At 45.7% G+C, this 26775-nt stretch carries 15 protein-coding genes and 1 pseudogene; 2 read left to right on the top strand and 14 right to left on the bottom strand.

From position 1 onward, the window contains the following. Positions 1-159: 159 nt before the first annotated feature. A complete protein-coding gene (gene speD, locus VNN20_04980) occupies positions 160-543 on the bottom strand; it encodes an adenosylmethionine decarboxylase (protein HWP91532.1) in 384 nt (127 codons plus the stop codon). Positions 544-869: 326 nt separating this feature from the next. On the opposite strand from speD, the gene VNN20_04975 reads away from it, so the two are divergent. Beyond that, positions 870-1160 (top strand): GYD domain-containing protein, encoded by a 291-nt coding sequence (locus VNN20_04975; GenBank protein HWP91531.1) that lies wholly within the window; start codon positions 870-872, stop codon positions 1158-1160. A gap of 19 nt (positions 1161-1179) precedes the next feature. On the opposite strand, the gene VNN20_04970 is transcribed toward VNN20_04975, so the two are convergent. Together VNN20_04970 and VNN20_04965 are read right to left on the bottom strand one after the other, a co-directional pair. Further along, entirely contained in the window at positions 1180-2685 is a 1506-nt protein-coding gene (locus VNN20_04970) for a DUF3943 domain-containing protein (GenBank protein ID HWP91530.1), read from the bottom strand. A gap of 201 nt (positions 2686-2886) precedes the next feature. Then, on the bottom strand, positions 2887-4020 hold the full coding sequence (locus tag VNN20_04965; protein ID HWP91529.1) for a glycosyltransferase family 4 protein: 1134 nt from the start codon (positions 4018-4020) through the stop codon (positions 2887-2889). A 165-nt stretch (positions 4021-4185) separates the two neighbouring features. Between VNN20_04965 and hisS the strand changes: the two genes are divergently transcribed. Further along, the gene (hisS, locus tag VNN20_04960) at positions 4186-5448 is read left to right on the top strand and encodes a histidine--tRNA ligase (protein ID HWP91528.1); all 1263 of its coding nucleotides are present in this window, start codon (positions 4186-4188) and stop codon (positions 5446-5448) included. Positions 5449-5496: 48 nt separating this feature from the next. Here the strand turns inward: hisS and VNN20_04955 are convergent, their stop codons facing one another. The 11 genes and pseudogenes from VNN20_04955 to VNN20_04905 all read right to left on the bottom strand — a co-directional run bounded on the left by VNN20_04955 (position 5497) and on the right by VNN20_04905 (position 26705). Then, on the bottom strand, positions 5497-6120 hold the full coding sequence (locus VNN20_04955; GenBank protein HWP91527.1) for a DNA-processing protein DprA: 624 nt from the start codon (positions 6118-6120) through the stop codon (positions 5497-5499). Between the two features lie 110 nt (positions 6121-6230). Next, positions 6231-6470 carry a type II toxin-antitoxin system HicA family toxin gene (locus tag VNN20_04950; protein ID HWP91526.1) on the bottom strand — a complete coding sequence of 80 codons (240 nt, stop codon included), beginning with the start codon at positions 6468-6470 and terminating at the stop codon, positions 6231-6233. Further along, positions 6448-6660 (bottom strand): type II toxin-antitoxin system HicB family antitoxin, encoded by a 213-nt coding sequence (locus tag VNN20_04945; protein HWP91525.1) that lies wholly within the window; start codon positions 6658-6660, stop codon positions 6448-6450. Before VNN20_04945 ends, VNN20_04950 begins: the two co-directional genes overlap by 23 nt. 55 nt (positions 6661-6715) lie before the next feature. Then, on the bottom strand, positions 6716-7804 hold the full coding sequence (locus VNN20_04940; GenBank protein ID HWP91524.1) for an ATP-dependent helicase: 1089 nt from the start codon (positions 7802-7804) through the stop codon (positions 6716-6718). Positions 7805-7836: 32 nt separating this feature from the next. After that, positions 7837-8667 (bottom strand): UvrD-helicase domain-containing protein, encoded by an 831-nt coding sequence (locus VNN20_04935; GenBank protein HWP91523.1) that lies wholly within the window; start codon positions 8665-8667, stop codon positions 7837-7839. 1 nt (position 8668) lies between these two features. Next, positions 8669-9343, bottom strand: a complete 675-nt coding sequence (locus VNN20_04930; protein ID HWP91522.1) for a TOPRIM nucleotidyl transferase/hydrolase domain-containing protein — start codon at positions 9341-9343, stop codon at positions 8669-8671. Between the two features lie 183 nt (positions 9344-9526). Next, positions 9527-10594 (bottom strand): annotated as a pseudogene (locus tag VNN20_04925) (AAA family ATPase). Next, positions 10595-13891 (bottom strand): DNA methyltransferase, encoded by a 3297-nt coding sequence (locus tag VNN20_04920; GenBank protein HWP91521.1) that lies wholly within the window; start codon positions 13889-13891, stop codon positions 10595-10597. A gap of 29 nt (positions 13892-13920) precedes the next feature. Continuing rightward, positions 13921-14313: a four helix bundle protein gene (locus tag VNN20_04915; GenBank protein ID HWP91520.1), complete on the bottom strand. Its 393-nt coding sequence runs from the start codon at positions 14311-14313 to the stop codon at positions 13921-13923. Next, the gene (locus VNN20_04910) at positions 14310-17753 is read right to left on the bottom strand and encodes a helicase-related protein (protein HWP91519.1); all 3444 of its coding nucleotides are present in this window, start codon (positions 17751-17753) and stop codon (positions 14310-14312) included. The genes VNN20_04915 and VNN20_04910 overlap by 4 nt, the downstream gene beginning before the upstream one ends. 204 nt (positions 17754-17957) lie before the next feature. Beyond that, positions 17958-26705 carry a tetratricopeptide repeat protein gene (locus VNN20_04905; GenBank protein ID HWP91518.1) on the bottom strand — a complete coding sequence of 2916 codons (8748 nt, stop codon included), beginning with the start codon at positions 26703-26705 and terminating at the stop codon, positions 17958-17960. Positions 26706-26775: the final 70 nt, after the last annotated feature.

Below are 26775 nucleotides of genomic sequence, written 5' to 3'. Positions count from 1 at the left end.
GATTCAGATATGGTTATAAGCTGGAGCAGTAGTTTTACACTAAATCTTAGTGCATCCGAAGACCCATCTTGGAGACCATCTTGCGGTTTTTAACCGCCAGGAAAAGCATCCCTTCTGGTACGGCACGAATAATTTTTAGGAATAACCAGTCATCCATAGCTACATGGAGACACGACTCGCCCGGCTCTGGAGATGAGAGAGCTCACCCCTTACTATCTCATTCACGCTGGTTTCTTTGGAACCCAGTGTTGACCTGAGATAATGAAACGCCTTCCACGGGTCAACAGCATTGCCGCAAGTGAATATGTCTACCGCCGCATAGCCGTATTCCGGCCAGGTATGAATTGCCAGATGAGACTCTGCTATGACCACCACACCACTCACTCCTTGCGGCGTAAAATAATGGAAGGAGGCATCTAACACGGTAGCACCGCTCTCCGAGGCCGCTTCGAGCATAAACTTTTTAACCCTCTCCAAGTCATTCAATATTTCAGGGTCACACCCATGGTATTCGACCAAAAGATGTCTCCCCAGGACTTTCAATCTCCCTCTCCTTCTCTATATTGTGATAATTACTCATTAAAAAGTGAGAATATACCCTTGTGAGTTAAAAAGTCAAACCAAAATGCTCCGTGTCCGGTTTACACCAGGCAGCACGGAAGTCATGCCGCATAGCATTTTAAAGGGATAGAGACTGAATAATATAGTGGCCCCCAATCCTGTCTCTCAGCCGCCGGGGAATTAACAAATTGGTTTGTTATAAGACCATCCAAACATTAAACAACTTGATAAAAAAATCCCTTGCAAAAGCCAAGGGCTAGTAATATCATCATTTCTAGCTAAGTTCAGGTCTAAAAGGAGGAGATATTATGGCCAGATACATAATGCTCAGCACCTTAACCGACGAGGGGAGAAAAACGGTAAAAATGAGGCCGGAGAGGATTAAAGAAGTAAACAAGGAGTTGGAAAAAAGCGGGGTTAAGGTAATTGCCCAATATGCCGTACTGGGCCCTTACGACTTCGTAAACATCGTAGAAGCCCCGGATAACGAGACCATCTCCAGGGTTTCGATTGACTTAGGCTCAAGAGGGACGGTTCAGCTTATGACCATGGCGGCAATCCCCATAGAGAGGTTCACCAACAAACTGCAGGGTAAGTAGCTCATCCGGCAGTTGAAATTTAGAATCTAAGCTGAAAGTCAACAATAAAACTGACATTGGCGACATCCGCATCGGAACCAGTTAATGGAATTTGTACTCCAAAACCCGGACTGAACCGCTTCCCTAGCCTCAAACCCGGCGTCACAAATATATCCGTTTTTTCCAGCTTGTATGGAGATAAAAACGTATATCCCGTAAATTCACAAAACAAGGTTGGATGGGTAAGCAGGGGAATGGTTACTCCAATTGCCGTTCCGTATTCTATCCTTGCCTCAAAATCATCGCCTTCTAGTTTATCCGCATTTAAAACTAAATCTATGCCCAGGTTGCTAATAAGGCTTAAACGCTTTTTTCTCATCCCTGTTGAAATGTATGGAGTTATGGTCGTTGCACTTTGCAAATATAGTGGAAAGTCTCTTCTATAATTGCTATTTATTGTTTTTAGTCTATTTACGTTATCCTTGAACGCTGTCGGAGCTGTTAAATCAACCCCGCCGGATAAAATAAAATTTTGATAATCCATCAACACGAATTTGCCACCAAACACCATATTCGAAAACTCAAACCCGTCGTCTGCTCCCTCTGTATTATTCACACCAGCGTATGGACCCCTTATGTAAAAACCATAACTATTGTTAGAAGAATTAAAATCAAGTCTTATAGAATAAAATATATATTGACCCCCCAATTGTTCCTTCAAATCTACAACTTCGAAGTCAAAACCTACCCTTCCCAGCGGCATGGGCGACTCAAGATAAAACGGATAGGAGAATTGAAATGCCTTGGCCTTATTTGCGGTCATAGTTAATGGTCCTTGAAATTCGAAAGTCCCGGTCAAAGGATTCAATATACCTATTTTCCTGCCTCTCATGAACATTCCTAGGGGATCGATTACATATCCCGCTATCTTTGCCGGTACATTATCCCTTTCTAGAAGCCATTCCGATAAGTTTTCCATCATAATTCCGAGTGGAATTCCTATGCCAGGAGTAGCAATTAAATCGGGCAAAGACGGCGTTTCTACGAGGCCCTCCACGGTATATTCCCAAAGTGTACTCATAATGGCCGAACCGAGGGCAGAGGCCCAGATGCTATGTCCCCTATGTCTATAAAAGAGGTAATAAAGGGCGCCAAAGTAGGGATGATATATGTAATTGGTCACGAAGCCATCGCCGTCTTCCACTTCCGGCCATTGGGTTATGTTATCTATCCATTCCGAGAAGGAAGTATCGAATATCCGGTCATTCTTAAACCGCACATAGTAGAGCCTACCTGCCCACCAGATGGTATAACTCAGTCCTATATCGACTAAAAATTCTTTTACTCCCAGTCCTTTTAATTCAGTCTCTCTCGGCGAGAGAACTTCGTCATCCCTGGCCTGGTCATATCCATCGCTAAGTGCATATTTAGGGGTATTGAAAGGTTTCAAATAGCCTTCCAAATCCCCAGCTTTACTAATATCGCCGCAGATAAACACCAGACAGAAAAGAGCCGGGATAAAGAAATTCCTCCTACGCTTGTCCATAAAGCGATTTCTCATTTTCCAATCATCTAAAGTAAACTCAAGCCGAGAAAAGACTACGGTAATTGAACTCTAGCTTATTTATCTGCTCCTCCCCCAAGTTTGCATATCCGTGGCTAAAATACGCGCTTTTGATCAATTGTTCAGAATTTTCTGGTATAGATGAAAAATAGAGAGGAAAAGATACACGAAAAGTGAAATGATTTAAAGACCATATAAACCGTTTAGTATTTTTTTGACCCTTTCTTCCCAGGTGTACTTTTTTACATCGAACCGGGCCCGCATGGCCAGCTTTTCGGCAAGAACTGTGTTCTCCAATACCCTTTTAATAGAATCCACCAGTGAATCCAGGCTATCAGGCTCTGCGAGAAGGCCATTACTTCCGTCAACCAGTATCTCTTTTACGGAAGGAAGCGCTGTAGCCACTATTGGACGACACGAGGCCATGTATTCAAATAGCTTTATGGGTGAGGTAAACTGCATCGCAGTAGTCCCATCCCTGATGGTCATAATGGATGTGTAAGGCATAACCAGCACGTCGGCAGATGAAAGGTATAAATTGACACTCTTGTGTGGGACAAAACCAACCAATGAGAAGTTCTCCGCCCTCTTGCTTTGAGCAATGCTTCTATATCGATCGTTATCGCTTTCAAGACCTCCCACTACGAGAAAAAGCACATCTTTAAGCTTTACTGATGCTTCTATCAGAAGCTCAATCCCTCTACCGCTGTATGTATTTCCGCAGTAGCATACGATCTTCTTCTCGATCGGAAGTCCTACTTGTTTTCTTGCCTCCTCCTTTGACAAGATAGGCTCGAATTCTTCTAAATCCACGCCGTTGTGCGCAACCACCAGCTTTTCTTGCTTAAGCCCTAAAGAAAGATAAATATCTCCCAACCCCTGGGAGTTAGTTGAAAATCGGAGCAGATTATCCGAGTCCTTGAAGGATTTAAAAACGAGGTGAGCGACTCTGTCCACAGGCGGATGATGAGCGTCATAAATGGTAGGGATATTAAAAGAATTGGCGGCAAGATAGGCGTAAAACATGTTCCTGGTGATAACCAGGTCGAGCTCCTTTCTCTTAAACCTGGTGTATACGGCACTCACCGCCCCGTGGGCGATGTGTCTGGCCGTAGTATTATATTTGAAGGAAGGAAGGGTAGTCAGCCTGAAATTTGGTTCGACGTTGTAGTACTCAAAGGGGTTCTGATTACTATTAAAAGAAGGAATCACCAACTCCACTTCAACGCCCAGCCTGGACATCGCTTGGCACATCTTCATCACGTGGATAGCACTCGCACCCCTGGTAAAGAGCGGAGGGCTACCTACATAGACCACTTTCAATACCTTTCACCTCTTCAGAACACCAATAAATTCTGTGTCTCCAGAGAACGTGTAAAACTGACATATAACCTCTAGCCGAACCGAATTAAATTTACAGATAACCAAATTGTAAAGTATAATTTAACCTTTCTAAGTTACCAGAACAAATTTAAACGAGCGATGAAAACACACTCAATCCGGGGTTTTAATGATGTTCTTCCAGATAAGGTCAAAAGGTGGCACCATGTCGAGGAAAGAGCCAGGACCATATTCGAGCTATACGGCTTTTCGGAGATAAGAACGCCGGTAGTGGAATTCACCGAAATCTTCGCCAGAAGCCTGGGAACCACGAGCGACATAGTGGAGAAGGAGATGTACACGTTTAAGGACCGCGATGGCTCTTCGATCACGCTTCGTCCCGAAGGCACGGCCGGAGTGGTAAGGGCCTTCATAGAACATTCCATGTATGCCCAATCCCCCATCACCAAGCTTTACTATACCGGCATGATGTTTAGGCATGAGCGTCCGCAGAAGGGACGATATAGAGGATTCTATCAGGTTGGGGCCGAGCTTTTCGGCTCGAAAGAACCTATTGCCGACGCTGAGATAATAACCATGCTCTGGCGGTTCTTCGAATCCATCGGCATAAGCGATTTCCTTAGGCTTGAAATTAGCTCGCTTGGCGATGAAAACTGCCGGCCTTCATACAAACAAAAGCTGGTTGAATACTTCATGCCCCGGAGAAACGAGCTTTGCCCGGACTGCCAGAGAAGGCTCCACGTGAATCCGCTCCGCATCCTCGACTGCAAGAATGAAAACTGCAAGGAGATTTCTCAACATGCGCCGGTCATGCTCGATAATTTATGCAGTGAATGCCGAGAGCATTTCGAATCGGTAAGAGAAACGCTCTCTATCATAGGCACTCCCTATGTCTTGAACCCGCGCATAGTGCGAGGGCTTGATTATTACACCAGAACCGTCTTTGAGGTGACGACCGATGAGCTCGGCGCTCAAAATGCGGTAGGAGCAGGGGGAAGGTACGACCGACTGGTCGAAGAACTGGAAGGGCCCTCTACCCCAGCCATAGGATTTGCCGTGGGCATGGAGAGAATAATACTCCTTCATGAAAAAAAGTTCCCGGAAGGATTTCGGAAAGAGGCGGATGTTTTCATAGCTTACTTGGGAAACCAGGCTAAAAAAGAATCCTCAATACTGGCTTATGAACTCAGGAAAAACGGTGTGTTCACGGAAATGGATTACGAAGATAAAAGCCTAAAGAGCCAGCTCAAACGGGCCGACAAGCTTGGGGTTAAATACGCCATAATCATCGGGGAAGAAGAACTCCGTCGGGGTAAGGTAAAAGTAAGGGATATGAGGAAAAGCACCGAGGAAGAAACGAGCCTTGAGGATGTGAAGAAGCTGGCGATCAAATTCAGGATATAATTGCTATCACATCTTTATGTAGGGGCGACCAGCCGGTCGCCCTCAATTTCATATCCAATTATGGATGTCATTCAAACTGACTGGTTTTGCACCGAGTTCGATGAGGTTCCTATTTGCCTCATTATCTAATGTATATAACGGTTTTTGCCAAGTAAAAACATCACGGCAAAATTGTTCCGTTTTACTATTCGGTTCGGCGTAGGCAATAAATATGGAACTAGCTAACGCGGCCACGAACAAATTACGGTAAGTCGCCGTTTGCACCGTGGCACGATGCTGACTTTTAGTAAAAGGAGACAAAAACAGTAGCCGTCCTTCCATAAGTGGTTGTTTATACTGCCTCGGCATTCGCATTCCCTCGATGTCCCGTGCCGGACAGATGACTATAGGCTCGGTGCCCCGCAGGAGAATACTCAGGCATTCGCGCTCGATTGGCGAATGGAAGCCACCAATGACCGAAATACCGGCCTGTCTTAAAGACTGCGCAAGGTCATAGGTTTTAAGAATCAGGCTGCCCGGGCATTTGACTGAGCAGAATAAAGCTAATTTTTTTTGCCTAAGAATATCGAGATTGCCCAGGGCAATGATTGACTGAGGGGCTTGGCCGCCCATATAGCTTTTTAGCTCGGAAGGATAGATTAGGTCATCCTTACTTATATACTTAATGTTCATTCTCCGAGACCCACATAGAATTAAATGGACAAAACGGACAATTTAATGGACAACTTATGGACAAATAAGATTCATAAACTGTCCATATCAGGGTAATTAATTGAGAGTTATCACAAACGTTTAATCAATTCATCTTTAGGCATTCCTGTCCACATGCTTACCTGAGTTAATATGTCATTCAAAGTACCCTTTGCAATCACTTTGTGCATAGGAATGGTGATATTGTGTGTGCCCAAATGCGTAGTCAGCGAATAACGTGCATGGCTACCGCGTTGGCGTACAAATTGGTAGCCAAGACTTTGAAGCAAGCGAGCAACCTGGGCACCGCTAACTTGTGGCAGACGCGACACTGCTTAGCTTCACCTCCGAAAGTAACAACACATCCGGTAGTGATTCAGCACCTTCAAAGTGGAGAGCGACGGCCTCTTTTATGTTTTCAATGAGTTGATCAAAGGTTTCTCCCTGAGTAAAGATATCCTCCCCTATCCCTCTTGCACACCAGAGCTCACCGTCATGATAGGCTTCGATTTTTACTAGCACAGTAATTCACCTCCCTTGTGCTTTGAACAAATTTTTTAATCTGCTTCCTTAAATATTATACTTTTTCACCTGGAAGCAATCCCATCTCAAAGAGAAATCTAGAAGGTTCCTTTGGCCATCCCCAATATTTTTCTGCATAAGAAAGGGTTAACGTTTTAATAGTTCTGGTGATCGCAACGAAACAGTTGCGTCGTTCCTCCTCCATTTCAGGACTATTGTCACCTTTCCGTTTACTTTGAAAAGATGGCATTTCATCCTCAACTAACCCAATAAGATAAACGTGGTCAAATTCCTTGCCCTTAGCCCCGTGAATCGTCATGAGAACAACTGTGTTTGGCTTTGGACTCGGCTCCTTTGAATGCATCTGGAGTTCCTGTAGGAACGCCTCCAAGGTTAATTGATCACCCAGAGACCTTGTTATGTCTCTCATTAGCTCTTCCCATACGGATCGCTCCTCTTCGTAACGAGCAAATACTTCGACCGTCGGGTTGCCATTGACCTTCTGCTGAATCTGCACCAACTCGTTAAACCAATCAAGCGCAAGTCTACTAAACTTCTTAAAATCTCTGCCCTCACCTAAGTAGAGTGAGGTCTGATCCAGAATCTCCTTAACTAAATGATCTGAAGGCTTTTGACAAGCAAGCTTAATCCAATGTCGCAAAAAATCACCATTCGACGCTAAGGCTTGTGTTGTCACTACGTCGGGGTCAACCTCCACCTGAGTAAGTTGGGCAAAAGTACCGCATACTGCCTCTAGACTATCAAGGTTTTGTCTATCATTAGCAAGACGTAGAATGGAGTGAAGCCACACAAACGGCGTGCTCTCAAATTCATCTTTTCTCTGAGAGATTACACAGGACAACCTTTCGCTTCTCAATGCATTCTCAGCGCCTTCAAGAAGTTTACGGCTTCTCCCCAAAACAACTACAGAACCAAGATGTCCAGAATGAAGGTTTTTGATGTCCTTGGCTATTCCTGCTGACTCAGCATCGAAATCAGGAAAATCTGAAAGAAGACGCACAACGTTTTTATCAGACGCAGAATGAAATGCCTCAAGTGGTTTTTTATCGGGCGACCTCAGAAAGTTGTGACGGATGAGATTATTAGCTAATTTTACGATCTCAGACGGACATCTGTAGTTCATAGGCAATTGTATAATCTTAGGTGAATAATCTTTTATAAACTCCTCAAGGCGTTTGTGACTAGCTCCATTCCACTGGTAGATAATCTGTCATCGTCAGCAACTACAAATAGATTTCTATGCTTGTCACCGGTAAGAGCACGGATAAGGCTATACTGAGCCTGATTAGTATCCTGAAACTCATCAATGCATATGTATGGATAGACCGTCCTATAGCGCTTGGCAAAAGCGGGGAACTTTGTGAATAACTGATAAGCTTTCAGGATAAGAGAGTTAAAATCCAGCGCATTCCGTTTAGCTAATTCCGCTTCATAGAGCGGATAAACAACCGCCATTCTTTCCCCGAGTCTTTTATCTCTAAACGCATCGCGACATTCCTCAGGTAAAATCAAATGAGACTTTAGACCCTGAATAACTGGTAACGTTTTCTTATCAAGATCGGTCACTAACTCACTTACTTTCCTAGCTTCTTCTACTGCATCGTTTAAAACTGCTTTCAAATCGACGTCTTGCGAATATATTCGAAAATTTGGATTGATACCTATATGGGTTCCATGCTGTCGTAAAATATCAGCACAGAATGAATGGAAAGTACCTAGAAAAAGACGTCCTTCTTGTCCAGGCACAAAATCAACAACACGAGTCCGCATCTCGTCCGCCGCCTTATTGGTAAAAGTTAGACCTAAGATACGGAAATTCTTGTCGCTACTAGACTCAAGGATCCGAGCTATACGGCATGTAAGAACTCTAGTCTTACCAGAGCCGGGACCGGCTAGAACCACTAAAGACCCCTCATCCCACTTGACTGCTTCTAGCTGAATGGTGCTAAGTCTTTCCCAAGCCTCGATAAATTTTTCAGTGCCCATTCTATCCTGCTTTTACGATTATATCGTTTATAGCTTTGGCAAAAAATTCGGGAACACGTGCTGCATTTGACCCTGCTGCTCGAAGTTTTTCTATTAGTAAAATAGTATAACCTGTCTTACCCGTTCTTATTTTCGATGCAATTTCCTCTTCATATCCTGTTTCATCCGGTTTTTTAGTTAAACTCACCTTTCGCTCAGAAAGAATTTCTATGTATTCTTTAATAAACCCATTCTTTACAAGGAAAATTTCCAGATCCGCTCCTTCTTCTGGGAGTGCTCGGACAAGTTCCTTAATTTCTTTATCTGTCAGACCACGGTCTTTAACCTGTTTAACAAATCTCTTTCCTTCATCATCATTGTCACATATCATAATCCATGGAATTTCAAAAGCCTGTGCTAGACCAACGAAGGCTCCCGGAGATCCATTGTTTTGAAAGTCAATTAATGTGACCCCTGCTTGATCTAATGGCCTCCCCAACAATTCCGCAAAATACCGAAGGAGTAAATACTCGCTCTGACCTTCACAGAAAAACCATGCACGCGCAAATAGCACTTCTCCCCGAATGCGTTTTGCATAAGTGTCAAGGTCGGAAAGGTCCTTATCACTGAGGTACGACTGTGATGCTGTACGAAGTCGTTTTAGTTGAATGTGAACATCTCTTTGTTCTGGATACATGGCAAGTAAGTCGCGGTACTCCTTCTCTTCCATCCTGCCGTTCACAGTAAGCGTAGAAGTGCCTTCAATATAGTTAAACTTTGATGCGTTATTTGTGCAAAAATCCAATAAACCAGTTGCATTTGGTACTTTGGCCGAAAAAGAACGTTTAACATAAAGCACTTTGTTTGATAAGCTATCTCGACGAAACATCCGAATCTGTGTGAATGGGATCTCTTGAATGAAGTAGGGTGAGTGCGTTGAGATAATTTTCTGGCTTTTGACCTCGCCCAAATTCGCTGCAAGGGCACGAGTCGCATGGGGATGGAGATGGGCTTCCGGTTCTTCTAATGCTAATATGGCTTCTGTTTCCGGCTGAAATGTTGGTTTGAGAAGAACATCAATGTAGGCTTGGAAAAGAAAGAGAACAGCCAAGCTCTGCATACCCTGTCCGTGGCGTGAGAGCGGAAATTCAACCTCACTTCCACGCCCCCTGATAACTACCTCCGATTTCGACATTAATTCCCAGGGTTGAAGTGGCAATGGCTGTATTGAAGTGGTTTGTGCAGCTCCTAGTGCTATAATCCTTTGGATTTTCTCTAAAGAGACTCTTACTTGTTCAAGTCTTGGATCAGCTTTAAGCAGAGCATTGTTGAGTTTTAATAGTTCATCACCTAGATTTCTTCTCTGTTCCTCACTAATTTTAAGGTCGCGTAGTATTCGCCCCCAGAACTGAGACCGTGGAGAAAACTCATCCTCAGAATCCCGTAGTGCAGATAAATAAAAGAAACGTATGTAAGAGAGAAAGCTTGACAGATTACTTGGATTTGCACCCTTCCCACCTAACGGCTGTCCATCCAAATTGAGGAACTCCCATTTGGTGACAATCTCCTTTGCCATTTCATCAAATTTGCTAGATAGCCTTAGCCCTATCGAATCCAACTCCTTTATAGGGTCCGTTTGAATAATATCGGTAAGGGCTTGGATTAAAGAGTCTGGCCATTCGCCAGATTTATCCTCCCGATATCATAATTCTATTACAATACCTTCACTTGTCTGGGGAGAATCTCCAACTTTGGACATGTAATAGTCGTACTCGTCAAAAGGACTACCCCGACCTGCCAGACTTCTAGGTAAAGCAATCCTTAAAGCATTAAGAAATGCCGTTTTCCCAGAGTTATTTTCACCCACCAAGACGGTCGTATCCCCTATAGGGATGGTCACATCAACTAGACAACGGAAGTTTTTGATTTTGACCTCTCTGAATTTCATTCATTCTCCGCTTTCTTCTTCCGTCCCCAAACCCATCCTGTATTTAATGTCGTAATTTATGATGAAATCCAATTCCTCATCCGTGAAGCCGTAATGTTGTGCCAACACACGGTCGATAGAGTCTATAAAAAGCTTCGTCCGACTTGGTCTATATTGTTCATAGGTCATCTTTCCGTATCTCGTTTCTTTAGTACCCTTTAGTGCTAATATTTGTTTTTCGCCAATAGTGACAAGAGAACGTGGAATTGCTGTGTCAAAATCTATAGTGAATTTTGCCATGTCAGATTTTGTTAAATGTCTACAGTCAGAATACTTTCTCCATAGCCAATAGAACGCATTTGAATTTAAAATTGCACACAAAGCCAGTCGGGTATCTTTATCCGCTACAAAATACTGCCTGTATTCGTTTGATTGTTGTGGTACGTCAAAAGCGCGAAGCCAATAACCACCAGTACCTCCGCTAACTGCTAATAACTTTCCCTGACGCGAGTAATAGGATGTAATATTTTTCTTCTGTGCTTTAATCCTAGAGAAAATTCGCAATTCTATCAAATCAGAAAACTTACCCCATGCCCCATCGATTATATGTTCCTCAGACTGAACGTAAATTAGATTTTCAAATAGAAAGTTCCTTTCATCATTTAACCAGTGATTGAAACCAGATGACATCAAAAAGGAATTTCCGTTAGATGATTTTTCCATGACACATATAGAAAGAATTTGGTGAACCCCAATGAAAAGGCAACTCGGTCGGTCAGCAAAATTTGAATAGTAAATATGGCTTGCATTATTGGTGAGCATTCTTCGCAGAGGTAACATACGAGGCGTAGAGCCTAGAGAAACTGGAGCTATCATACCGAATCTACCACTTGTATTTAAAATGCTTAATGATCTTTCCATCACAAAAGCATAAAGATTTCCACAACTCTCGGTCTCATACCCCTTTATAGTGTACTCATCTTTGACCTTACTATATTCAACATATGGCGGATTGCCTATAATCACATCAAAACCACCGCTTTTGATTATGCCGTAGAATTCAATGAACCAGTGGAAAGGCTTATGAGAAGAAAGCCATTTCTCATAGGCGACTTTTTTATTTACGTCTATGCCGTATTCCCCTGCCAGGTAACGGTTGAGTTCATCCTCAAGTACCTTCAGCCGGTTGCGTAGTTCCTGCTTGTCTTCTGGTGTTACTTCTCCTTCCAGTTCTGTCTGCTGCTGACGGAAGAGTACAAACAGACGGTCGATGTCCTGTGCCTTCTCTTCAATCCGAGCCATCGTGTTGTCGAAATCCAGCTTGCTGGTGACAGCCCGTTTAACCTCATCATAATTTGCGAACCCGACAAGCGTATTTCCCGCCCTTATGTTAAAGTCAATATCAGGGAGTGGCTCAATATCTTCGACTCGTTCTATCTGCGCCACGAGTTTTAGAAAGAGGCGCAGTTTACATATTTCCACGGCCTCTTCCATTATGTCGACGCCAAAGAGATTGTTTACGATTATAGATTTAAGGATGAAATAACGCGGGTTGGGATGTTGCGCTACTCGATCCAGAATCTTACGAAAATCGCTGAACTTTTCGGGCCGATGCTTCTCGCCCGAACGCTCCAGGTCAGACAAGAAGGCTTCCATACGATCAAGGCAGGCCTCGTAAAGGGGTTCCAGAATATTGAGTGCAGCGAAGAGAAAAGCACCCGAACCGCACGTGGGGTCGAGAACCGTAACTTTTTCAATTGCATGATAGAAGGCACGAAGCAATTCCGGTCCTTCGCAGTTCTCTATCACGTCCTGTGCGAATTGACGGATATCCAGGTTGTAGGTGATAAGGTCGTTGATGTCCCTGATTTCACCTTTTGCTAACCTATCTCTTAGCTCAAGACAGCGTTTTCTGCGCTCAACGTATTCACGCCAAGTCTCTGTAGGAAGCGCTAGGTTATTTCCTTCTGAGTCGGGTACAACTGCTTGGCCGAGGTTATAGCGCTTATCGAACATACGCGCATTGGGGTCATGCATTCCCTTCTGCACAAAATCGGGCAAACTGGATTCAGGAAACACATTTCCATCTTCATCAATCACGCCTCGCCTGACGGCCTCATAAATGTAACGGTCGGGATCAGATTGCAGCAATCTCCAGACCGTCGTATCGGGTGAATCGCCCGTGGTGAGCCGGGTCGAACCACCATTCGCTCCTACAAATGCGATTTTGCATTTCTGCCTGGCTACGTCGAAGAGAAACGGGATGACCGTGTTTTTGCTTATATACCCAGTGATGTCCTCTTTGGTATAATACGCGCCCATCTGCTTCTGGTTTATATATTTCTCGAATATGTAACCCAACACATCCGGGTTGATTTCGTTGTCCGCTCGCAGTGGGCGCTCGTCCAAATGCCACTGATATGCGTCGAAGAAGTCAAAGAGCTTTTCGAATGCGGCGTCGGCTATCCGGATAGCTTTGCCGTGTAATTCTTCAATCTGATGCCTCTGAAATATGCCGCCGTTTAGGTAAGGCACTTTGCCTAGAAGTTGACTGGCTTCCGCAGAACGTTCGCTTTCCTTCTTAGCAAATCCCTCAAAGAAAAGCGGACAGAGAAAATCGGAATAGAAAAGGTCCTTTCCTCTATCCTTGATTCGTGCGAGTTTGTTCCTGAGATAATTCGTATCGTTGTTGAGGAAGCCTTTCTTCTGGATAAAGTAAATAAACATCAAACGGTTCAACATCACCGAGGCATACCATTTCAGCATGTCCTCATCGGGAATACCCTTAAGGAATTTCAGAAATGCAGAATGCTCGGTCTTGAATCGGTCGTAGAAACGTCTGGTAACCCTTTCCACATCGAATGCAGAGCGGGCGCGCGCGGCAACATCTACGATAGTAAGATTTTCCTCATCTTCAAGAGTAAAGACCAGCGCTCGAAGTTTCTGGATAAGAGCGTCCCCTGATTGGTTACGGTGGTAATGGTGTTCTCGGCAAGCTTTGGGCTTACCGGCCTCGCGCTTGACCCATTGCCAGATTTGGTTAGTTAGAGCAGGGTCGGTATAAATAATCAAATGTTCATGGGCGGATTTCGCTACCTCTCTTTCAATCTTCCGGCGCACATTATAATCGGGCAAGGCGTTACACTGAAACGCCACCATACCGCGCTTCTCAGCGATAGCACCGAGGGTAAAATTCTGACCATCTACTGTGATATCTAGTTTTGAGGCGTATTGGTCCCATCCCAGTTCCTCTATAAAAAGTCTTTTGAAGTCAGATTGTTGAAGAAGATTCCGGGTTCTTGGAATGTCCAGTTTCATGGTTGAAAGTATGAATTAAGAGTTATGAATTATGAAATATTAAGGAATTTACTCCTATTTCTTAATTCCGACTTCTTACTTTTCTTGATGATTGTCACAAAGATTGCAATAAGCTGATTCGTTTCTTCGAGCAAACGAGCAAGTTTTTCACCTGACACTACACCAGATTCAGCCATAAGTTCAAGCCAGTATGAGGTTTCCTCCAACTCCTTAAGACAATCTCCCATTTTAGCAATAAATTCCGCATCAGAGCGAGCACGAAATGCCTCTCGGTAATTAGCCCCCACGGAGGTTCCGGAACGCAAAAACTGCCTCCCCATGACTTGCGCCTCCACTGATTTCGGCATGGCACAAAATAAACGTATAATCCTTAATGCAAAGTCCTTTGTTCTCTTTCTTAGATCCTCTTTTTCACCCTTCACGCTTCATCCTTGTTTTCCTTCTTCTTAATTCTTAATTCATAATTCTTATTTTCAAATAACCCCATAGAACAGATGATCCTTGGTTCCTGGCTTTGCTCCTCTTCATGAACCAGACAAAGACGATCCTCTTCGCGAAGAGTAACAACCAATTGGGCTAGAGCCATATCGGAAATGCCGCTGCGAAGCTGCCGGTTTAGGGTATCAACCGCGGTAGAACGTAGGGGATAACGGTAGATTTCATCGATAGCCTTGAGCAGTTCCTGCGACTCAAACAGCGTGCCCTTAACCTCTTCAGCATAGCGTTTTAGCCTTTCATAAGTGCGGAAACGCGCTCCGGATGGCCGCCCTAGTTGTCCGCCGATAGACTTTTCTTCCTCCACAATCAGTTTGACTCCTTTTTCCACCAGTTCATGATGTTTTTCATGGCGCTGTAATCCAGGGGTCTCGGGCCGGCATTCCGCTGCTTTTAGAATTAAAAACTGGGATTCGGTGACACTATTTCCGTCCTTATCGATCCATGCCAGAGCGTCGTTCCCTTCGGCGGTGCGTAGGTAAACAAGCACGCCCTCGGGTTCTGCGGGTGTACCGTGGTGCGCCCCTACAACGGCTTTGGTCGAATAAACCACCGAGGGCAATTCGGGAATGATTTTTTGTAAATTTGGGTCGGCAGTAACGGCATTCTTCCAGATCTGATAGGCATAAGAGGCCAGGTCCACTTCCGTATCCGCATCGCCATCCAGTATTCCTGCCTTCTCGTGGTAAAGGTCGAGAACAGCGTTATCATTCCGGTCATCTTCAAAGAAAAATTCGTCCGTACCAACGACTTCAGCGTTCTCCTGCAGCCGTCGACGCACTCGATCACGAAGGCGGATGATACGTTCTACTCCCTCTGCAGGCAGGAATGAATAACAGAGTATGTTTTCAGCCTGTTGCCCGATTCGGTCTACACGCCCGACACGCTGGATGAGTCGGATAATAGCCCAAGGTAGGTCGTAGTTTAGGACGATAGAACAGTCCTGCAAGTTCTGACCTTCACTGAGAACATCGGTAGCTATGAGAACGCGCAACTCATCCTCAGGCCTGATTTGGCTCCGCTTATTGTTGCTAGCCGGACTGAATCTCCATGCCAAAGCCGTTGGGTCGGGCGAGTCTCCGGTTACACCGGCTAGTTGGGTCACACCCCTCTTCTTCAGTTGAGATTCGAGGTAATATACCGTATCGGCAAACTGACTAAATACCAATACCTTTGGGTCCGGGTGCGTTTTCACCAGTAGCTTAACGAGCGCGTCAAGCTTTTCATCTCTGCTTGCATCCCAATCTCCACATTTTTGGAGGACTTTGAGCAGAGCGGATGCATCGCTTTGTAAGTCCTTTGCTAGCGTCCTGACGAAAAGAGAAGGGGGTAGCCACTTGAACCTGTGTCTATATTGGGTTGCATACTCCGCGTAAACCTTCTCCGCACGACGCTTAAAGTCCTCCTCGGTTCTTAAGGGCACACGGCCGTGCGCCCCTACAATCACATTGTTATCACCATCTTCATCAAAAAGTTCGGCTGCGATGCCGATTTCTTCGTCGCCGTCATTAACTCTGGCATCAAGAAGAACCGAATCTTGTGTGCCAATGGGAAGAGTCTGTCCCTGGTTAATTGCGTGTAGGAATATGTAGTTACGTAATATATGGCGCTCAACAGACTGCAGGAATGCCTGTCCACTGCTTTCAAGCCGCTTGAATAAATTGGTGCGGCAAAAGCCCATAAGTCTCTTGCCCGCGCGGGATAGGTCCTGAAGCACTTTGGCCTCGGTTTGGGTTGGCGGCTCATGAGGTGAGGCAGAAACGTAATTGCCAAGGCCGTACCGCGGTAGGTTGAGCCTGTTAATAGTATCAACGACATCTGGTGCATATAAGCAAGCATATTGGTCATCGGGGTTGTCATCGTCAATCTCGAACTTGAGTGTCCTGGGAAGGCGTGTTGGAAAGTAAGAGCGCGTGCCGTCTTCGAAGGTAAGGTATTTGCGCCCATTCGTAGAATCAGTTTCTGCGTAGTTGTCTTGAATGAAGCTTCGGGTGCGGCGCACAAGATAGAGCCGCATAAGCTCACGCCAATCATCAGCGTATTCACTTTTTTCAAAAGCGGCTAAAGAACGAACCGAACACTGATGGCGGCGTATAAACTCGGTTTCACCCAAATCACGAAGCAATCGCTCGGGCCGAATTCCCAGGTCTTTATCCTCCGGGATGAAAAGGCGAAGCTGATTAGAGAGATCAAGGTAAGTTTTGTTGTAAGGTGTAGCGGTTAGCATAATGACTTTACTTTCATTCTCCCTTATGTATTCCTGAATGGCCTTATAGCGCTTACCCTCACGGTTACGAAGGTTGTGGCTCTCGTCTATCAGGACTAGGCGGTAGCGCCTCAGATTTCGCAGTTCGGTTGTGACCTGACTTATAGATAGAACCTTGGCATGGAGCCGATACTGCTCACGGTAGTCTTCCCACATTTTAACCAAGTTCTTGGGGCAGATGATCAGCGTTTCTAGTCCGTGGTCGTCTTCAAATATGCGTGCCAAAGCAGTCCCCATGAGTGTTTTGCCCAAGCCCACCACATCACCTATCAGAACACCACTACGCTTATTGAGATGGTGTGCGGCTATCTTTACGGCTGCTGTTTGGAATTCAAAAAGCCTATGCCCGAAGTCACGAGGAATGCGGAACTCGGAGAGACCGGCTCGTGCTTCCTGGGACAGGTGATATGCCATTTTTATATAGATATGGTAGGGTGGAACTATTTCCTCCCGGGCCCAGCTCTCTTCGATAATCTTCACCAATTCATCGGAGATGTCCACACACCAGCGGTCGTTCCATCGATCTTCAAACCACTTTGCTAGCTTATTGCAGGCGTCATGGTCGAGCACGTCTACGTTTAGTTCACCCTGTTGTGATAGACCCGCAAAAGTCAGGTTGCTGCTTCCCAAATAGCCAATAACCGGGTTAATTGGGTCCGGTCTGAAAAGTAGGTAGAGCTTAGCGTGCAAAGGATGGCGGAGAAATAGTTTAACCACAACCTTCCTAGCCTTAATTTGAGCTGCTAGTTGTCTAAGACCCGCTTCATCCTCGTTGTTTGGGACGCCCAAGGTCAACTGATCACGGAACTCCTCAGCCAGCTTCTTCTTCAGACGCAGTGCTGTCTGGTTGTCAATGTCACCATCCCGACTCACCAGGCTCATTGCTGCTCGCAGTTCTTCCTGTGGTGGTCGCTGCATTCCCACCAGGAGACGGCAACAATTACCCGTGCCCCCGAACCAGTGATCAATATATGAATCAATCTGTTTCCAACCACGTAGATTCAAGTAACCCACGCAGAAGTCGGCATGATCGGCCACCTCAAGTGTTTCTCGAAGGGCGGGCAGTAATTGCTGGTCAATATTATCGAATATACGGGGCATTACCGGGTTACCCTAAATTATTTCATGTTATACCATTTTGGTATTGATACGCAACAAGAAATATCCAAACTGACCTGTATATATGAGTATTGGGCATCCTGAATAACAAAAGTTATGGTGTTTATTTTACCTTAAGATTGGTCCGGCAAATGATTTTTATTATGAATAAATTGATCGAGGGTGCGGTGTGTTATCTTAAGAGCTCTAACTTTTCTCCCCGGAAAAATCGTAGAGCAGCTTAAGGTTCCGTTCCACCAGCTCATAAATACTGGGAAATCTTTCCTTGGTGAATACCCGGAGCGCCTCCTTGTAGGACTTTATGGCCTGCTTACAGTTTTCGGACTTCTTTTCTATCTCGGCCAAGGTTGTATAAGCAGCCCCGAGATTGTTCTGAGTAGTGGCATATTGCATGGGGAACTTCTCGATAGTGTAGACGATTAGGGCCCGTTCGTAGGCTTCAATCGCCTTCTTACTATTCCTGGCCTTATCCTCTACCTCGGCAAGCGCTCTATACGCCACGCCGATATTATTCTGGGTTGCCGCATATTGTAGCGGAGACCTCTCGAAGCTCCTGACCTTAAGCGCTTCCTCATAGGCTTTGATCGCTTTCTTACAGTTCTCCGCCTTATCCTCGACCTCGGCCAAAGTCCTATAGGCTGCTCCTAGGTTGTTCTGTGTAGAAGCGTATTGAAGTGGAAATCCTTCCAGGGTATACACCCTTAGGGTCTCCTTGTAAGCCTTGATCGCTTTCTTACAATTCTCTGCTTTGTCCTCCCAGTCGGCAAGGGTCCTGTAAGCAACCCCTAGGTTATTCTGCGTAGCGGCGTACTCCATCGGATATCCGGCAATGCTGTAAACCTTGAGCACCTCTTCATAAGCCTTGATTGCCTTACTACAGTTCTGGGCATGGTCTTCCGCCTCGGCAATGGTTCTGTAGGCAGTACCTAGGTTGTTCTGTATGCTGGCATAATCAACGGTCAAGACCTCAGAGTTAAAAACCTGGAGTGCTTCTTGGTAGGCTTTTATCGCCCTCTTGTTGTTATCGATCTTGTCTTCAGACTCGGCTAGCATCCCGTAAGCAATACCGATGTTTCTTTTTATAGTCCCGTAATCCGACGGGTGGTCCTTGGGATTATAAAATTTAAGGGCCTCTTCATAGGCCAGTATTGCTCTCTTCTGTTTTTCAAGATCATCTCCCTCAATAGCCAAGGTCCCATATAGAACTCCCAGGTTTTTGTTTATCACCGCACACTCTCCAGGGTCGTTTTCCAGGGAGTAGAACTTGAGGGACTCCGTATAAGCGGATATAGATTTCTCATAATTCTCAATCCTGTCCTTTACCTCGGCCAGGGTGCTATATACCATACCCAGATTCTTCTCTACTTCCGCATAATCCCTCAAGGACGCATCATCCGTATAAACTTTAAGCGCCTCTCCAAACGCCTCTATCGCCCGACGGCAATTGCTCGATTTATCCTTTTCCTGACTAAGATTCCTATATGCTATTCCCAAATTCTTCTGTATCATGGCGTAGTCTTTGGGATAATCCCCGAGTATATAAACCTTTAGGGCCTCCCGAAAAGCCCGGACTGCGTTATTATAGTTTTCTACTCCACCTTCAACGTTGCCCAGCGCTAAATGAGCCATCCCCAGATTTTTCTGTACGGTTGCGTAATCGATAGGGTTACCCTTGAGTGTATAAACCTTGAGAGCCTCTTGGTAGGATTCGATCGCCCTTCTATTGTTATTAGCCTGGTCATCCACCTCGGCAATCGACCTATAAGCATCGCCGAGTTTTAATTGAGTCCCGGCGTATTGAATAGGAGATTCATGGGGGTTGAAAGCCTTAAGGGTTTCTTCATAGGATTCTATTGCTTTCCGGTAGGTCTCTGCCTTGTTTTCAATCTTGGCATCCTCGGTCTCGGCAAGAAAGGCATAGGCTATGCCCAGATTCTTCTTGATAAGTTCATAATCCCGGGAGGAAATATCGGGGGTATAGAACTTGAGGGCCTCTTCATACGCCTTCACCGCGCCCTTATAGTTTTCGACCTTATTCTCCGCTTGGGCTAGCGCTTCATACGCCATACCCAGATTTTTTTGTATCAACCCATAATCCTCGGGAAATGCGTCGAACGTGTAATACCCAAGGGCCCCCTGGTAAGCCTCTATCGCACCCCTGTGGCTTTCAACCTGGCCCTCTTCCTCCGCGAGTAGGGTATGAAATATTCCCAGGTTCTTCTCCATGAAGCCGAATTCTTCCGGGTAGCGATCGAAACTGTAAACCCGGAGCGCCTGCTCACAGGACTGAATGGCCTTTCTTAGATTTGCAGCTCTGTTCTCCACCTCGGCGATGTTTCCATAAGCAATGGCCAGGCTTTTTTGTATGAAGCCATATTCTACGGGGTAATTTTCATAGGTATAGATATTAAGCGATTCTTCCAGGGCCGGAATAGACCGTTTGTAGTTAGTAGCGCTGTCCTCGTACTGGGCCAATCTGGCATAGGCAATACCCAGGTTTCTCTGCACTAAACCATAATCATCCGGAAATTCCTCAATAGCGTAAACTGACAGGCTCTTCTCGTAAGCCTCTATTGCCTTCTTGTAAAATTCCGGGCCTTCTTCCTTCTCCGCCAGAATTTCATACGCAAGAGCTATGCTCTTCTGGATAGATGCAAATTCACTCTCATGACTGGAAAGTGTATAGAACTTGAGTGCCTCTTCGTAAGATTCTATTGCTCTCTCATAATCGGCAACCGTCCCCTCTTCGTCAGCAAGGAGGTTATAGACACAAGCCAGACTCTTTCTAACCAGTCCGTAATTCGCCGGAGCGTCTTTCAAGGTATAGACATTGAGAGCTTGGTTATAGGCCTCTATCGCCTTATCGAAGTTACCCACCCTGGATTCTTCATCGGCAAGAGCCCTGTATGTATCTCCGAGCCTCTTCTGGATATCGGCGTACTCTTGAGGAAACCTTTCCCGGGAATAAACCTTCAGGGTTTCGCCATAAGACTCGATCATCTTTTTATATCTCTCTACTCTAACTTCTGCTTCGGCCTCTTTTATCCCCTGATCCTCGATGACCGGGAGGACCCGGTATAGGCTCCTGAGGCTTGCTTGAATCTCCTCGTATTCTTTTGGGTATGCCTCCGGACTATAAATCTTTAAAGCCTCCACGAAAGATTCCATTGCCCGGATGGAGTGACCAGCCTTATCCTCTCCATCGGCGAGAAGGGCATAAATTGCACCTAGATTCTTATGAATCCCCGCATATTCAGCCGGATACTGATCCACTGTGTAAATGCTAAGCGCCCTCTCATAAGCGCCTTTAGCACTACGGTACGCATCTCTATCCTCCCTCTCCTTCCCTAACTCCCGGTACATATCCCCTATTCTTACCTCTAAGCTTCCATACTCCTTCGGATACTCATCCTTCCCATATACCCTCAGTACTTCCTCATACGCCTTTATCGCCTTCTTGAAATTCCTCCCACTATCATCCTCTTCTGCCAGTATCCTATATACATCCCCGAGATTCCATTCTATCCTCGCATAATCCATAGGGTATTGATCATACGTATACACCTTGAGCGCTTCTTCATACGCCTTTATTGCCTTCTTCCCGTTGCTTACTCTATTCTCCGACTCGGCCAGCACCTTGAACCCGTCCCCTAAAACCCTCTGACTCATGCCGTATTCCTTCGATTGAGTATTCGCATCGTACAATTTAATCGCCTTCTCACTCGCCTTTATCGCTCTCTTGCTATTCTCTACTCTATCCTCATAAGTGGCCAGCATACTGTAAGCCTTCCCCAACTTGCTCTGTATTACCGCGCTCTCCCCCGGAAACCTCTCCGATGTATAAACCTTCAAGGCTCCTTCATATGCCTCTATCCCCTTCTTACAACTCTCCGCCTCACCGTTTAAATTCATGTACGCATCTCCAAGATTGCCCTGCGTGAATGCATACTCAAGCGGAAATCTATCGAACGTCCTCACCTTGAGCGCTTCCTCATATGCCCTGATCGCATCCCTGAAGTTCTCTAATTTACCCTCTTCCTCCGCCAGGACGGAATATACCGACCCCAGGCTGTTCTGCACCGACCCGTACTGTATCGGTGTCTCTTGAAGTGTGTATACCCTGAGCGCCTCCACATACGACTTTACCGCCCTCTTACAGTTCTCCGGCCTACTCTCTACATCCGATAGTATCCTGTACGCATCTCCAATGCTCTTGTGGATTGCCGCATAAACCATGGGTGTTTTCTCAAAGTTATAGAACCTAAGCGCCTCTTGGTACACCCGGATAGCCTTCTTATAGTTATCGACCCCTTCGTGCCCGGCCATTGCTTCATACGCCATGCCCAGATTCAACTGTATCTGCCCGTAGTCTTCCGGCGTATTATCAAATGTGTAATATCTTAGTGCACCCTCGTAGCTGGCCACCGCCCTGGTGTAGTTGGCAACTTCGTCCTCCAGCTCCGCCAGTTTTACGTATATATCACCCAGACTCTTCTCTATAATCGCATGATCTATCAAAGAACCCCCTTCCGTATAGCCCCTCAGCGCTTCCTCATATGCACCTATCGCCCTTCGGTAGTTCTTATCCTTTTCTTCCCGGTCAGCAAGAGCCATATAAGTAACACCCAAGTTTTCATGGATCATCCCATAGTCTATGGGTGAATATTCAATCTTATAAAACCTGAGGGCTTCTTTATAAGACTCTATCGCCCGGTGGCAGTTGCCTACTCTGTCTTCGACGTCGGCAATCGCTCCGTAGGCAATTCCCATATTCTTCCGGATTACGCCGTAATCGGCCGGGGAATTATCGAAGTTATAAAACCGTAGAGCCTCAACATACGACCCAATCGCTTTCTTGTAGTTCCGGTCTTCATCCTCTTCGTCGGCCAGAGCACTATAGATTATTCCCAGATTCATATTTATCGTTCCATAATGCTCGGGCGACATATCGTAGCTATAAATGTGTAAAGCATCGTCAAAAGCCTCGATTGCTTTACTCAAATTGACTACTTTATTCTCAAACCCGGCCAGGGTGGTATAGGCAAGTCCGAGATTTCTGCTGATGGAAGCATATTCCAATGGAAAATTCTTCTGGGTATAAACGCTCAGTAAATCCTCGTATACTTCTATAGCCTTCTTACAGTAAAGCGCTTTATCTTCAGAGTCAGAACCCATTAGGTAGGCATCTGCCAGGTTTCTCCGTGTTCTGGCATACTGCTCTGGGAAATGCTCAAGTGTCCTTACGGAAAGGGCTTCCGTATAGGCCTCGATTGCTCTCTTACAATTCTCTGCTTTGTCCACTGACTGGGAAAGAGTAAAATAGGCAACGCCGAGATTATTTTGTATAGCGGCGTATTGCTCCGAAAACCTCTCCGATTTATACACAAGAAGTGCATTTTCATATGATTCTATGGCCTTCTTACAGTTCTCCAATCTGTTTTCCGCCTCCGCCAGTAGCCCGTAGGAATTACCCAGGTTGTTTTGCACCATGGCATAATCGTACGGATACTCCTCGACGGTGAATACCCTGAGCGCCTCTTCGTAAGCGGCAATCGCTCTCAAAGAGTTAACCGTTGTCTCTTCCTGCTCGGCCAGGGTTTTGTATGCGTTCCCCAGGTTGTTTTGAGTTACGGCATAATCTAGAGGTAGGCCTTCGTAGGTTCTAACCCTTAGGGCACGTTCGAATGCATCGATTGCCCTCTTGCAGTTATCGACCCTCTCTTCCGACTCGGCCAGAATGCAATGAGCCACTCCTAGATTGTTTTGAGCACTTGCATAATCGGACGGATTTATCTCCGGGTTAATAAGCTTAATCGCCACCTGAGCGGCTGTTATTGCCCGTTTACAGTTTTCAATTTTGTCTTTAACACAGGCCAAGCTGGAGTAGGCTGCGCTCAGGTTGTTATTTATCCGTGCAAACTGAAGCGGAGACTTTTCCTCTGTGTATATCTTTAAAGCCTGCTCATAGTAATCTAAAGCCTTGACACAATTAAATATCTTATCTTCAGTTTCGGCGAGACTCCTATGAGCATTGCCTAGATTGTTCACGATGATCCCATAATCTTGAGGGAAACCCTCTAGCGTTATAACCCGAAGAGCCAGCTCCAAAGAGGTAATTGCGCTTTTCAAAATATCGCTGCTCTTTTCCGTCTCATAGAGATTTAAGTAGGCCTCTCCCAAGCGGCTATTGACTGTTCCGTAATCCTGGGGAAACTCCTCCTCCCCGTACACATCGAGTGATTCCTGGTATGCTTGGATTGCCCTCTTTGAGTTCTCACCTTTATTCTCCACACCTGCAAGGATGGCATAAGCAATTCCCAGATTCTTCTCGATGCCTGCATAATCCAGCGGGAATTCCCCTCGCCTATAGACCTCAAGGGATTTCTGGTAAGACTCAATTGCTTTTTTCGCATTCTCCGCCCTATTCTCCAACCTGGAGAGTGCGGTGTAAGCAGACCCAAGATTGCTGTGGATTATCCCGTAGTCCATGGGAAAGGCTTCTATAGTGTAGACCTTTAGAGCCTCTTTAAAGGCCTCAACCGACTGCTCAAGGTTTTGAGCCCTATTCTCTATCTCGGCAATAGCGATAAGGGCACTACCAAGATTGTTCTGGATCATTCCGTAATTCATGGGAAAGTCTTTAAACGTGTAGACCCTGGATGCTTCCCCATATGCTTCTATTGCCTTCTTATAGTTATCGGCTTTGTTCTCCAGTGCGGCTAGGGTAGCAAAGGCCACCCCCAGGTTATTCTGGGTCATCCCATAATCAACCGGAGAGCTATCTATGGTTCTCACCCTTAGTGCTTTCTCATAGGCTTCGATTGCCTTCTTGCAATTGTCGGCTTTCTCCTCTAATTCAGCTAAAGTACCGTATGCATTGCCCAGGTTATTCTGAGTGGTAGCATATTGGGCCGGGAAATCTTCAAACGTATAAATTTTTAGTGCTTCTTGATAAGCTTCGATTGCTTTTATGCACTGCTCGGGCTCCTGAGCAAGCATGTCATATGCCGCTCCAAGATTATTCTGAGTCGTTGCATACTCTCTGGGAAATCTGTCCGCGCTATAAACGGTCAAAGCCTTTTCATAGGCCTCGATTGCCCTTATACAGTTTTCTGCCTTATCCTCTTCTTCTGCAAACGTCCTGTAGGCATTGCCCAGGTTCCTCTGTATATCCGCGTACTCAACCGGAAATTCTTCATACGTATAAACTCTAAGCGCCTCCTCATGCGCCACTATGGCTTTCCTGCAGTTCTCCGCCTTGTCCTCTTCTTCCGCCAGGACACCGTAGACAATTCCCAGGTTATTCTGGGTCACCGCATAATCTAGAGGTGATGTTTCCAGGGTTCTTACCCTGAGGGCCTCTTGATAGGCCTCGATTGCCTTCTTACAGTTCTCGGATTTATCCTCTATCTCCGCCAGCCTGTCGTACGAGACACCCAGGTTGTTCTGGATGTCGGCATAAACCGTGGGAAAGCCGGCCAGCGTATAAAAGGTGAGAGCTTTTTTGTACATCTCGATAGCTCCCTTGCAGTTTTCTGCCTCGTTTTCCGACTCGGACAGTATCCTGTAGGCGTTGCCCAGATTCCTCATAGCCCCGGAATATTGGAGAGGAAACTCTTGGTAGGTATAAACCTTAAGCGCCTCCTCATGCGCCACTATGGCTTTCCTGCAGTTCTCCGCCTTGTCCTCCTCTTCCGCCAGGATAAGGTAGGACATCCCCAAGTTATCCTGGGTCAGAGCGTAATCCATGGGCGAGATTGCCCGGGTTCTGAATCTGAGAGCCTCCTGATAGGCCTCGATAGCCTTTTTACAGTTCTCGGATTTATCCTCTATCTCCGCCAGCCTGTCGTAGGAGACACCCAGGTTGTTCTGGATGTCGGCATAGTCGATGGGGAAGAGCTCAACCGTGTAGAATTTAAGGGCTTCATGATAGCTTCTTACCGCCTTCCTACAGTACCCTTCTATATCCTCGTATTCAGAAAGATTTAAATAAACATCTCCGAGTTTTTTCTGCAGATGACCATTTAATAATGTAGACCATTCAAATTCCAGCATCCTCTCGTAAATTTCTTTAGCTTTTTTAAAGCAGTCCAAGGTTTCATCCGGGTTGGAGCTCTCGGTAGTGACCCGACGGCAATAAAGATGTGCCAAGAACAGATATGGTCGATATAATTGCTGGGAGATTCTTTCACCATAGCTTTCCTCAAGCCCTTTCATCACGTCGACTGCGTTATCTATCTCGGAGAGGCTGAGATTCCTTCCTCCTATATAACCATCGAGCAGGTTTACCATCATTGTTCTTAGCTCATCGAACTCCTCAGGACCGATGCCTGACACCGGTTTCAAGCTCTCTTCACAATACCTCTCCGCTACCTTAGACATCAGGGTTTCGATCTCTTTTCCCAGCTTGTTCCTGGTATGTTCGGTGGAATTGGGGTCAGCCGCAGAATCTACAACCGTAGTGTTGATACCGTGGCTCTTTGAAAGGTGGTAAAAATAACTGAGGGGAGATTCTCCTAGGCCGGCAAATTCGAAGTTATCAAAGTGGTTGCCGAGTTCGCCCATATCTTCGGTAGAAACCTTCGGAGCCGCTGTAGCCTTATTATCCAGAAAATCCCTCTTGTCCTGGATGGGTACGATCAGCTTTCCTTTCCCCCTGAAGAATCCATATTCGTATAGCAGGTCCGGCCTGAAACCATCGAGAATTACTATGCCCATAACGCATTCGTCCACAATTTTTTCAAATTGATAGAGAAAATGGCCATTAGAGGTGCCGCTATCGGATAGCAAATAAACCTTCAAACCCTTTTCGTACAAGCACTCCCTCACCGAGCGCACGATGTCGTTAATGTAGCTTGCTTCCACCTTGTGTGGGTATAGAACTAAGCACGGTATCTCCGCTTCTCTACTTAATCGAGAACTGCTATCTCTCATTAACACCCCTCCGAAACTTGCCCGAAATCATCGTAGTTAATCCTTTCATTTAATTTAGCAATAACTATGC

It is taken from the genome of Thermodesulfobacteriota bacterium (assembly GCA_035559815.1).
Lineage (GTDB): Bacteria > Desulfobacterota_D > UBA1144 > Nemesobacterales > CSP1-2 > DATMAT01.
The sequence above is the reverse complement of the archived record's forward strand: the minus strand, read 5'-3'. Positions and strand labels throughout refer to the sequence as shown.